This window comes from Ignisphaera sp. (assembly GCA_038831005.1).
GTDB lineage: Archaea > Thermoproteota > Thermoprotei_A > Sulfolobales > Ignisphaeraceae > Ignisphaera.
Genome location: JAWBKZ010000005.1, coordinates 224,093 through 235,716 on the forward strand (window position 1 = coordinate 224,093; position 11,624 = coordinate 235,716).

The window sequence follows — 11,624 nt, forward strand, 5'->3', positions numbered from 1 at the left end:
AGGTGGGGTTTATTGCCCAAGTCGGTATAGCTTATGAAGTAATCAGATGGGAAGAGAAGTCATTAACTGAAGCAGCAAAAGAACTCGGCCTTGAACCGAAGCTTATCCACCTTCACTCTACATATCTTCTTGTTGGACTTAATGGAAAGAAGAGCCTAGATCCTGCTTTATCAGTTGTTCTACAGAGAGCTATAAGTCATGCCATAGCATTAAACTCTACATTAGCGCTCGAATCCATGGGTCTTAGAGTTGTAAATAACTCACTATCAACAGCCATAGCCATGAACAAGTTATGGACAATAAAGACGTTATCTAACATAGGAATATCTGTACCAAATACTGCTATATCTTTCGACTTCGATTCTTGTCTAAAGGCTACAAATGTATTGGGGTATCCAGTAGTCATTAAGCCTATAGATGGTAGCTGGGGAAGACTCATAGCTATGGCTAGAGATGAAGAGGAATTGAGAGCTGTAATAGAGCATAGAAGCTATATACCGAACCCAATAATGAAGGTAAACATGCTCCAAGAATTTGTTAAGAAACCTAATAGAGATATAAGGGTATTCGTTATCGGTGAAGAAGTTCCAGCAGCAATATATAGAGTGAGCAACCATTGGATAACAAATACTGCGAGAGGAGGTATAGCTGTTCCAGCTAAAGTAGATTCAACACTAGAGGAATTAGCATTAAAGGTGGCCAGATCAATAAATGCTGAAATAGTTGGTGTTGATGTATTCGAGGACCCTGAGAGAGGTTACATAGTTAATGAAGTTAATGCTATTCCGGAATTCAAGAATACCGTAAAGGCTACGGGATGCCCTATACACATGAAGATAATGGAGTATATAAAGAGTTTGGTGAAAAAATAATGTTGAAGTACTTAATGCTGTATGAGGATAGAGGTCTAGATATAGAGTATGCCGAAGCACAATACGTGTGGGATAAGGATAGAAGAAGATATCTAGACATGTATACAGGTCATGGAGTAGCCTTCCTAGGACATAGACATCCACGTGTAGTTGAAGCATTAATTGATCAGATTAACAACATAACGACTCTACCAACATCATTCAGGATAAGAGTAAGAGATGAAATGCTTGAAGTTCTCTCGAAAATTATTCCAAAGAGATATGAATATGTTTATCTACTTAATAGTGGTAGTGAAGCTGTTGATTTTGCTCTAAAGATCTGTAGAAGGATTATGGGACGTAGAAAGATTATCTATTTTACAGGCTCGTTCCATGGAAGAACATATGGAGCATTATCAGTTACATCTAATCCTAAATATAGAGAGGGATTCGAACCACTTTTACCAGAAACCGTTCAGATAAAATTCAATAGTATAGATGATGTGGATAGATATGTTGATGATGCTACAGCCTGTGTTATTTTAGAACTTATACAAGGTGAAGGAGGTATCAACATAGCTGATGAAGAATTCGTAAGATTTGTAAGAAAGAAAACAGAAGAAGTGGGAGCATTAATGATTATAGACGAGATACAGACTGGTTTCGGTAGAACCGGATCTGTATGGCTCTTCGAGCAATACAGTATTGAACCTGACATGTTTCTAGCTGGAAAGGCAATTGGTGGAGGATTTCCTGTTAGCGCTATATTTCTACCTAGAGATATAGGTGAGAAAATGGAGATTGGGAGTCATGGATCTACCTATGGCGGTAACCCGCTAGCATGTGCAGCTGTAAAAGCATCTACAGAGGTTCTTGTAGAAGAGAAGGTAGCTTTACAAGCAGGAGCAAAAGGGAGAATGCTCATAGATATGCTTAAGAATAAGTTGAAGGATTACAGAATAGTTAAGGAAGTTAGAGGTAGAGGACTTATGATAGGTGTTGATCTTAGACTAAGACCTGGGGAAATCATTAAGTGTATGCAGCAGAACGGAGTGATAGCCCTTAAAGCCGGTAACACCATCGTGAGATTTTTAGCTCCGTACATGATCACCAATAACGATATAGAGCAATCGGTGGAGGTTCTTGATAAATGCATCAACCAAGAACTTAGCAGTAGACATGCTTCTGGATTTACTCAAGATCTACAGCCCCCCACGTAGAGAAAGACAGGCAATAGAAGTCCTGAAAAAGTATGCAGAGGAACTAGGATATGAATATATTGAGGTAGATGGTGCTGGAAACCTTATAGCAGGTTACGGTGAAGGTAACACAATTCTGGCATCTGTAGGACACATAGATACTGTTCCCTGGGAAATACCTGTAAAATTTGATGGCTATACCGTATCTGGAAGAGGTGCTGTAGATGCTAAAGGACCACTTGTAGCTGCATTTATAGGATTTGCTTTAGCGAAAGATATGATAGATAGGAAAAGATTTAAGGTTTACGCTATAGCGGCTGTTGATGAGGAGGGAGATAGTTTAGGAGCTAAGCATCTCCTTAAATCAGGATTTAGAGCTGATGGACTAATAGTTTCTGAGCCTAGTAATGGTAATGGTGTTGTTGTTGGTTATCGCGGAAGCATGAGAATAAGAATTGTGTGCACAGGCTCTGGAGGACATTCCTCGTCGTATTCCGAAGACTCTGCATGTGAAAAACTCATATCTATATGGCAAAGACTTAGAAGTAACTATGGTGTCATTGATGTTAAGAGAAATACAGCATCATTATTGAAACTCTTCTGTGGTGAAGATGCGCCAATAAATCCGAGATATGGCGAGTCTATAATAAGTATAAGGATATCTATAGATGGAGATATATTGAATTTGAAGACAGATATAAATAACATTATCAACGATTTTAGTAGCTGTAACTGGTATATACTTGACTATACGAAACCTGTTAAAACATCTATGAATAATCCTATTGCAAGAGCTTTGACAAGAGCTATTATAAAGAATGGATTGAGGCCGCGAATACTCTATAAATATGGTACTAGCGATATGAATATATTCTATCCAGAGGTTTCTCAAAACATAGTTGCTTATGGTCCTGGACGATCTGAGCTAGCCCATACAGCAGTAGAAGAAATATCTGTTGATGAGCTTTTGCAAGGAATAGAGGTGTATAGAGCTGCTGCTGGTGAATTCTTTAACATAATCAGACTTTAACATAATCAGATCTTGATCTCTTTAGAGTCTATAGACCTAGATAAAGTTTCGCAAATTCTTCATTTTCTAGAAGATCCTTAGGAGAACCTTCATATCTAATCTTGCCAGAGACAAGGAGATAGGCTTTATCACTAATCTCTAGAGCTCTTTTAGCATACTGCTCCACCAGAACTATCGTAAGCTTCAATTTATCCCTTAACTCAACAATTATGTCAAGAACCTTCTTAACAATTATTGGTGCTAGATCTGTTGTTACCTCATCTAGGAGCATTATCTTAGGCTTCTTCATAAGCCCCATAGCTATTGCAAGCATCCTTCTTTCTCCACCACTAAGAGTACCTGCTTTCCTATTTAGAAATTCTTTAAGTCTTGGAAATGCATCTAAAACCCAACTAATTCTGTCTCTTAGCTCATTTCTATCCATCTGATAGCCAGCCAATAAAAGATTCTCATAAACCGTTAGTTCTGCAAATATGTTACCCATTTGAGGAACATAAGATATACCTAGATGAGCCCTCTTGTAAGGTTTGAGATAAGTTATGTCAATTCCATCAAATATGATCTTACCGTTATAGACATCGGCCAATCCATAAATGCTATTGAGCAACGTTGATTTACCTGCACCATTGGGACCTACAATAGCCGTAATACCATTCGGTACAGCTGCAATATTGATTCCGAACAGAACCTTGAGTTTTCCATATCCTGCAAAAAGATCTACCGTACATAGACTCAAAATCTATTCACCAACATATACCTCAACAACCTTAGGATCTTTATAGACTATGTCTGGCAAACCTTCAGCTATAATTTTTCCTCTATCCATTACATATACGTAGTCAGCAAAAGGTAACGCTATATCTATTCTATGCTCTACTACCACAAACGTAATATCCATTTCACTCTTAATTTTCCTGAGTTTCTCGAAAATAGTTTTAGCGTATCCAGGATCAGTACCACCTATAGGTTCATCAAGAGCTACGAGTCTAGCATTTGCTGCTAATGCTCTAGCCACCTCTAGCATTTTAAGCTGACCTGCACCAAGTTTGTAAGCCTCCACATCCCAATAATCATCAAGACCTACAAGCTTTAGTACCTTGAATGCTTTCTCTATATATTCTTCTTCAATTTTTCTCCACATAGATCTGAATATAGCGTATAGTGGATCTTCACCTCTACTGGTGAAAACAGCTAATACATTCTCTAGAACTGTCAACGATAAAAATGGTTGCGGAATTTGGAAAGATCTAACAAAACCAGATTTATATACTTCATGAGGGGGCCAGCCGGTTATATCAATTACACCATTGCCTGTAGGCGAAAATAAAACTTGACCTTTATCAGGTTTCAGTATTCCTACACAAGTATTTATGAGTGTTGATTTACCTGCACCATTAGGACCTATCAAGAGTGTCAACGAGTTTCTCTTGATGTTAAGGTTCACATTATCTAGTGCTATAAGACCTCCGAAACGTTTTGTTAACTCAATAGTTACTAGAACTACACCATCATGCTTCATGTTTCTATACCTCAAATATCTTTAAGTTTGATGATCTCGCTTTTACCTTATACTAAGGTTTAAAAAGTTAAAAATGTTTTAAATCTTTATGGTTATAAGAATACTAATACCATTGAACGTCATCTCTCTCTCCATCATATAGGCCTACAATCTTCCATTCGTACCTATCATCAACCTTGGCCACAGTCCAAATATCATAATAAGCTAATGCTCTATCACCATTTTCGTCAAGTGCTATTTTTCCTGAAGCACCTTCGTAGTCAGCAAGTACTTCAGGCAACTTGTTTTTAACAGCTACAGCATCGTATTCACCAACGTTATCTAGTGCTAAAGCTATTGTCCAAGCTATATCATATGCAAAGTACGTATAACCCATAGGATCTCTACCAAGTTTTTCTCTAATCACATTTCTTACAACTTCAGACTTAGGTGAGGCACCTGGAGAGGCCATAGTGTTCAAGAACTTTACCTCTACAACGATATCAGCTATACCTGGATCAAGTAACTGCACTATGTTTGCTGTACCATCAGAGCCTTGCCATACTACCTCGCTTAGTATTGCATAACCTTTTGCAGAAGCAAAAACACTCGCAGCTTCTTCAAATGATATCAGTAGTACACCAACCCTATCTCTTCCATATTTTCCTGTAGCATCGCTAACTAATGCAGCTAATTGTGAGACTTCTGCTGAAAATTCTTTAGCTGATGGATCGTACCTTATGCCAGGCTCTATAACACCACAACTTTCACCACTAGCTCTACATATCTCCTTAAACCTATCTATAGCAGCTCTTGCAAGACCATCACCCCATGTATCCCCCCTCCATATAGGTATAAGCCATCTAATTCCTCTATTCCACATAATCCTGGCTATAGCTTTTCCTTGATACTGATCCGACGGTGCATAACGTAGAGCCATATCTGGGAGAGATAGTGCAGGTGATGTTGATGATGGCGATATAATGAGTATATTGTTAGTATTACAGTAGCTTAATGCTTCAGAAAGTTCTGCACTAGAGATGCCACCTATAAATATCTTTACGCCTGCTGCATGTAGCGCCATAAGCTTCTCTAGATGTGTTCTAGGATCTCCAGCGGTATCCTCTACAACAAACTTTATTCTCCATGTTCTACCTTTGGAAGCTAGATAATCATTTATTTCTCTTTCAGCATACTCTATAGCTGTTTTGAGCTCTGCAGCGAATGACGAAAGCGGTCCAGAGAGTGGAAGAAGTGCACCTATCTTTACTTCCCCACTTAGTTTATATTGTGTAGGTGGTGATAACAACATTTGGTAGTACAGTATTCCTCCAGCTATTGCTACAATAACTATAGCTACAATTAACGCATAGAGAACAGTTTTGCTCACCATGTTGTCACCAGATTCGTGTTTATACTTATTGAAACTTATTTAAAGGGTATATAAGGTTTTGATATTTTAACGAAGTCTATCAAACTTTTTAACCGTACTATAGCTTAATAAGCTGGTGTTATTGTTATTTGCTAAAACCAACTTGGTGTATACAATGTTAGATGTGACGCTGATAGCAAAGGCTATAGTGTATTCAATAAGTATAGCTCTAGGTGCTGCAGGTATAACCTTGATCTATACTGCCACAAAAACATTTAATTTTGCTCATGCATCAATGGTTGGATGGGGTGTATATATAGTATTCACATTCCTATATTTCTACGGTGGAATACCCCATGTGTATCTACCTATAGCTTTTCTGTTCTCTGGAGCTCTAGGCATTATAACATACCTATTGGTGAACAGACGTTTAATCATGGTTAAAGCTTCCGACATAAACCTCATGATGTCCACCTTAGGTGTAGACCTGATCTATTTTGCCTTCCTTAACATATTCGCCGATTACCTCATGTATACACATAAAATTGGTATCGCAAAGAACTTTGTTTTAGAGGCACGCGATATTGAACTAAATGTATATGGAGCTAATATAAAGTTAACCTGGATTATATCGCCAATAGTATTGGTAACCGTATTTGTATGGCTATATACGCTATTCACAAGAACTAGACTAGGAATCGCTATGAGAGCAACTATAGAAAATCCTGAACTCGCTCAACTCCAGGGAATTAATCCAGATATAGTCTATCTCTTGTCATGGTTTATAGGCGGAGGTATGGCTGGATTAGCTGGCAGTATACTAGCAATGATTTTCACAGGCAGACCAAGTATAGGAATGGAGACTGTAGTAACATTTTTTGCAGGTTCAATTGTTGGAGGACTATATACAGTATACGGAAGCTTTATTGGAGGATTTCTTGTAGGTCTAAGTGAATACCTTATACCGTCTCTATTGGCACCAGTTATAGGTAGCTGGATATATTCTTTCAAGATGGTTATACCATTGATTATAATGGTTGTAACCCTGCTTCTTCAGCCATCAGGTCTAGGGATGCTAATAGAAAAGGTGATAAAACGATGATAGAGTTAAACCCAATCATAGAGCTCATAATCCTCAATTTCTCGATAGGGTTGATAGTGACTATAAGCTTGAATATAGAGGTAGGTTTCTTAAGAATTCCACAATTTGGAAGACTTCTAGCCGTTATTGCTGGAGCTATAAATGTTGCAGCTATACCTGGTAGAATTCTTGCATTATATCTAGGGCTACCTGCAGGTATTGAATATTCTGATCATATGTACAATGCCAGGATAGTTCTCCAAATCGATAACTGGTTATCTCAAAATCCTCTACTGTCTGTATGCATTTTCTTATTCTCACTAATTTTAGCAGCAATTATTGGAGGCATTATCGGATATCTATGTGCCTATCCTGCTATTCGATTAAAAGGTGCTTACCTAGGTATAACATTGCTAACCTTTGGAGAAATACTAGCTAGTATTGCATGGAATTATCCGCATCTTGTAGGAGGTACAACAGGCATATTCGTCATAAATCCATTCAAGTTCATAGGAAAAGGTGTTTCTTCCTTAATAACGTTAACCATCTTAGCTATAGCTATACTCCTCTTTATATACTCAGAACTGCTCGCAAGATCACCATTTGGTAGAATGCTTAAAGCTATCAGAGATTCTGAAGTAGCAGCAGAAGTATATGGTAAAGATGCTGTTAAAGCTCGATCACAAACGTTAATTATAGGTGGAGCTATAGCTGCTGTAGCTGGTGCTTTATGGACTCTCTATACAGGTAGTATGAAAGCTGCAACATATACTCGACTAACATGGACTTTCTGGCCTTGGGCTTTCATGATGCTTGGAGGTGTTGGTAATAATCTTGGGATATTTGTGGGGGTGTTACTGTTTACATTTACGAGAATAGGCATAATTCTCTATAAACATCAGCTAGGAAACATATTACCTATAGCTACAGAATGGCTTGAGTATATACTGGTTGGCCTAGCTATAATTGTCATAATACTATTTAGACCTCAAGGCCTTATACCAGAGAGACCTACATTAACGCTTCCACGCCAGGATATCGAGATAATAAAGAGAAAAGCTATCGAATCCTCAGATACTGAGACTAGTCAGGTTAGATGAGCTATTGTTACTGCATCTTAAAGATCTATTATTTAATGACTATCTATACTACGTGTTATTTATCTGGGTTAGTTACCGAGTGTTGGTTTATGGTTAATAGTTTCTTAGATATGTCGATATGTTTTGAGAGAACTTGGAATGCTTTAATTAGATCTTCTCTCGATACAACTATTATTGTGTCTGTATAGCATGATTCTATATGGACTATGTTTATGTTATTGAGTGCAAGTATGTTGGTTATGTAGGAGAGTACACCAGGGGTATACATAATCTCTATCGGACTCACAATGACTATTGCTGAATAATCTCTCTGGATACTCATGATATCGTCTTTGTTAAGTCTAGATATAATTTCTTCGGATGATTCATCATCTAGAATTAATGTTGTTACAAGTATGCTTTGCATTATTGCTAGAAATCTAGATCTTGTGGAGAGAAGCGGTATGTATTGAGCTATTCTAGAAAAAGCTGCATTTCTTATAGTCACTATGGTTATTCCTGTTCTAATTTCAATGCTAGATCTAGCCAACACCTGGGCTACGTCTCTTTTCAGTATATTGAATTCTTTGAATATTTTTTCAGCAAACCTTATTAAAGCCATCTTAATAGTATCTACTGATACCTCATGACCAATGGCTTCACTTACCAATGGCTTCAATTTTTTCGATAATTTTGTATAATTTACTATGTCGTTAAGTATGCACTGAAGAGTAGATGGATCTGAAGATACTATCTCTTTAACTATATGGGATATCGAGCTCATTGTTCTAGCCAGAACATATTATGGTCTAGATGGTTATATATGTATCGCCAAATAGAAAAGTCCGTTACCCACAACAAATAGTAGTAAGGATGTAGTTTAATTCAGTGAGTGATTGCAATGAGAGTTGTACTAGCTTATTCAGGTGGATTAGATACTTCAACAATACTTGTCCTACTTAGGAAAAAGTACAAAGCTGATGTTATTACAGCAACAGTTGATGTAGGTCAAGAAGAAGAGCTAAAGAGTATTGAAGAAAGGGCATATAGTCTTGGAGCAATAAAGCATTACACAATAGATGCAAAGAAAGAGTTTGTTGAAAATTATGTATTTGAAGCTATAAAAGCAAACGCTCTTTATGAAGGTAAGTACCCTCTTGGAACTGCACTAGCTAGACCGCTTATAGCAGAGAAAATCGCTGAAATAGCCATTAAGGAGAATGCGGATGCTGTTGCCCATGGCTGTACAGGTAAGGGAAATGATCAAATCAGATTCGACTTAACATTGAAGGCCTATCTAAAGCACGATATAAAGATTATCGCACTTGTAAGAGAGCTTAGATTAACCAGAAGCGAGAACATAAAGATACTCAGCGAGTATGGATATGAGGTATCCACATCTCATAAAAAGTACAGTATTGATGAAAACCTATGGACAAGAAGTATAGAAGGGGGGATTCTAGATGATCCTTATACAGAACCTCCTGAAGAAGTTTTTGAATGGACTGTAGATCCTGAAAAAGCACCAAATGAACCTTTATACCTTATGATAGAGTTTGATAAAGGGATTCCATATAAAATCAATGGCGAGAAAATAGATCGTGTTGAACTAATTAGATTTCTAAATAAGACGTTGGGTATGCATGGCTATGGAAGAATAGATATGATTGAAAGCAGAGTTATAGGACTGAAGAGCAGAGAAGTATATGAGGCACCTGCTGCTCTAGCCTTAATAGAAGCTCATCAAGATCTTGAGAGAATGGTCTTAACACCTAAAGAGCTTAGATTCAAGCATTCAGTAGATGAAATGTGGAGCGATCTTGTGTATCAAGGACTTTGGATAGATCCTATGAGAATTCATCTAGATAGGGTTATAGACTCTATCAACAATTATGTTTCAGGTGAGGTTAAAATCAAAGTCTATAAAGGAACGCTAAGAATTGTTGGAAGAAGAAGTCCATACTCACTATATTCACAAGAACTCATAGACTATAACACAGGTTGGTATCCTTCTGATGCAGAAGCAAGAGGATTTATATCAATCCACGGATTCTATGCACTTTCAGCCTCTAGAATCAGAGGTTTACCAAAAGATGAAAAGATATAAGGTTTTCGTTGGAGGTGTATCTAAAGATTCTATCGATAGTTATGTATCGAGCATAGATTTCGATAGAAAATTAGCTAAATACGTAGCTATGGTTATGTTGGCTCACTTAAAGAATCTGGTAAATAGTCATCTAATAACTATAGAAACAGCCAAGAAGATTTCTTACGAACTTATAAAAATTATTGAAACCGAAGGAAGGAGACTATATGAGTGGATAGAAAAAAGGGAAGAAAAGTTTGAAGATGTTTTTGAAGCTCTTGAAATCTATCTATTTAGTGTTGTGGGTGAGGATGCGGGCAGAATTGCTATAGGTAGAAGTAGAAACGATCATATATCTGCTGTACTAAGGCTGTCTATAAGAGACCACATGATTAAGCTATTGCTCAAGCTTCTAGATTTAAGAGAAGCCTTTATCGATAAAAGTAACAAATATAGAGAAACCTTATTCCCATTTTTTACACATGCACAGTTAGCTCAATGTGGTAGCGCTACACTCTACTTCTTGACTTATGAATATGCATTTAGTAATGTATGGAAAATACTTCTAGAATTACTAGAGCTCGTTAATCAAAATCCTCTTGGTTCTGGAGCTTCTGCTGGTACCTCAGTTCCACTCAATAAAGATGTTTTTGCAAAACTCTTGTGTTTTGATTCAACACCTCTACCACCTTATTATGCCACAGGATCAAGACTGTTCATGTTGTCTGTAGCCTCTATATTCACAATTCTTATGGCCGAGATAGGGAGATTTGTGGAGGATATGATGATAATGAACAACATTGTTCCTCATGGTCTAGAAGTTCCTAGAGAACATATATCGACAAGTAGTATAATGCCACATAAAAGGAATCTAGTTACACTTGAGATTGCGAGAGCTAAGGTCTCTAGAGCTATAGGGCTCTTAACAGCTCTTTTATCGAGCTACAAGTCTGTTCCCTATGGATACAACCTAGATTTCCAGGAGATGAATATCTATTTCTACGAACTAGTTAAAGATCTAGATAGCACACTAGAAATAATTACTGATTTTATAAAAGGTTTAGAGATCAATAGCGATGCTATTAATAACTACCTTAGCGATAAACCTTGCTGGAGTAGTGATATAATAGAGTATATATCCATTAACACAAACATACCTGTAAGAAACCTATACGCTAGACTAGCTGAAGCTCTTCAAGAATATTGGAGGAATAATACAGATCCATTAAAATCGTTCCTCAAATCCTATGGACTTGAACTTGCTGATGTGTGGAAAATAGTAAAACAGAAACCTATAGAAAAAGAGCTCGATGTATTAATGAATTTAGCTCGAGAGCGTATTGCTAGAGATTATGAAAGAGTCAAGCAGATCAATACAGTTTTAATGCAATGTAGCGAAGAGCTTATAAAGATCTAAATGAAAGAGTA

11 protein-coding genes are annotated in these 11,624 nt (G+C 37.3%); 7 read left to right on the forward strand and 4 right to left on the reverse strand.

Annotated elements, in window-relative coordinates; translation table 11 throughout:
• Positions 1–2 precede the first annotated feature (2 nt).
• Genes lysX through QXK50_07545 form a run of 3 tightly spaced genes read left to right on the forward strand, consistent with a single transcriptional unit; the run spans position 3 to position 3,080 of the window.
• The gene (gene lysX / locus QXK50_07535; protein ID MEM2009000.1) at positions 3–872 is read left to right on the forward strand and encodes a lysine biosynthesis protein LysX; all 870 of its coding nucleotides are present in this window, start codon (positions 3–5) and stop codon (positions 870–872) included.
• The gene (locus QXK50_07540; GenBank protein ID MEM2009001.1) at positions 818–2,071 is read left to right on the forward strand and encodes an aspartate aminotransferase family protein; all 1,254 of its coding nucleotides are present in this window, start codon (positions 818–820) and stop codon (positions 2,069–2,071) included. The genes lysX and QXK50_07540 overlap by 55 nt, the downstream gene beginning before the upstream one ends.
• Positions 1,995–3,080, forward strand: coding sequence for a M20/M25/M40 family metallo-hydrolase (locus QXK50_07545; protein MEM2009002.1), 1,086 nt, complete (start codon positions 1,995–1,997; stop codon positions 3,078–3,080). The genes QXK50_07540 and QXK50_07545 overlap by 77 nt, the downstream gene beginning before the upstream one ends.
• A gap of 28 nt (positions 3,081–3,108) precedes the next feature.
• Here the strand turns inward: QXK50_07545 and QXK50_07550 are convergent, their stop codons facing one another.
• From QXK50_07550 to QXK50_07560, 3 genes are all read right to left on the reverse strand, one after another.
• On the reverse strand, positions 3,109–3,816 hold the full coding sequence (locus tag QXK50_07550; protein ID MEM2009003.1) for an ABC transporter ATP-binding protein: 708 nt from the start codon (positions 3,814–3,816) through the stop codon (positions 3,109–3,111).
• A gap of 3 nt (positions 3,817–3,819) precedes the next feature.
• Positions 3,820–4,599 carry an ABC transporter ATP-binding protein gene (locus tag QXK50_07555; GenBank protein ID MEM2009004.1) on the reverse strand — a complete coding sequence of 260 codons (780 nt, stop codon included), beginning with the start codon at positions 4,597–4,599 and terminating at the stop codon, positions 3,820–3,822.
• Positions 4,600–4,702: 103 nt separating this feature from the next.
• The gene (locus QXK50_07560) at positions 4,703–5,971 is read right to left on the reverse strand and encodes an ABC transporter substrate-binding protein (GenBank protein MEM2009005.1); all 1,269 of its coding nucleotides are present in this window, start codon (positions 5,969–5,971) and stop codon (positions 4,703–4,705) included.
• Positions 5,972–6,125: 154 nt separating this feature from the next.
• On the opposite strand from QXK50_07560, the gene QXK50_07565 reads away from it, so the two are divergent.
• Positions 6,126–7,052 carry a branched-chain amino acid ABC transporter permease gene (locus QXK50_07565; protein MEM2009006.1) on the forward strand — a complete coding sequence of 309 codons (927 nt, stop codon included), beginning with the start codon at positions 6,126–6,128 and terminating at the stop codon, positions 7,050–7,052.
• A complete protein-coding gene (locus QXK50_07570; GenBank protein ID MEM2009007.1) occupies positions 7,049–8,131 on the forward strand; it encodes a branched-chain amino acid ABC transporter permease in 1,083 nt (360 codons plus the stop codon). The genes QXK50_07565 and QXK50_07570 overlap by 4 nt, the downstream gene beginning before the upstream one ends.
• A gap of 55 nt (positions 8,132–8,186) precedes the next feature.
• Here the strand turns inward: QXK50_07570 and QXK50_07575 are convergent, their stop codons facing one another.
• Positions 8,187–8,894 (reverse strand): ACT domain-containing protein, encoded by a 708-nt coding sequence (locus tag QXK50_07575; GenBank protein ID MEM2009008.1) that lies wholly within the window; start codon positions 8,892–8,894, stop codon positions 8,187–8,189.
• 117 nt (positions 8,895–9,011) lie between these two features.
• Here QXK50_07575 and QXK50_07580 point away from each other — a divergent pair, with 117 nt between their 5' ends.
• Positions 9,012–10,217, forward strand: a complete 1,206-nt coding sequence (locus tag QXK50_07580) for an argininosuccinate synthase (GenBank protein MEM2009009.1) — start codon at positions 9,012–9,014, stop codon at positions 10,215–10,217.
• Positions 10,204–11,613 carry a lyase family protein gene (locus QXK50_07585; GenBank protein ID MEM2009010.1) on the forward strand — a complete coding sequence of 470 codons (1,410 nt, stop codon included), beginning with the start codon at positions 10,204–10,206 and terminating at the stop codon, positions 11,611–11,613. Before QXK50_07580 ends, QXK50_07585 begins: the two co-directional genes overlap by 14 nt.
• The last annotated feature ends 11 nt before the right edge of the window (positions 11,614–11,624 follow it).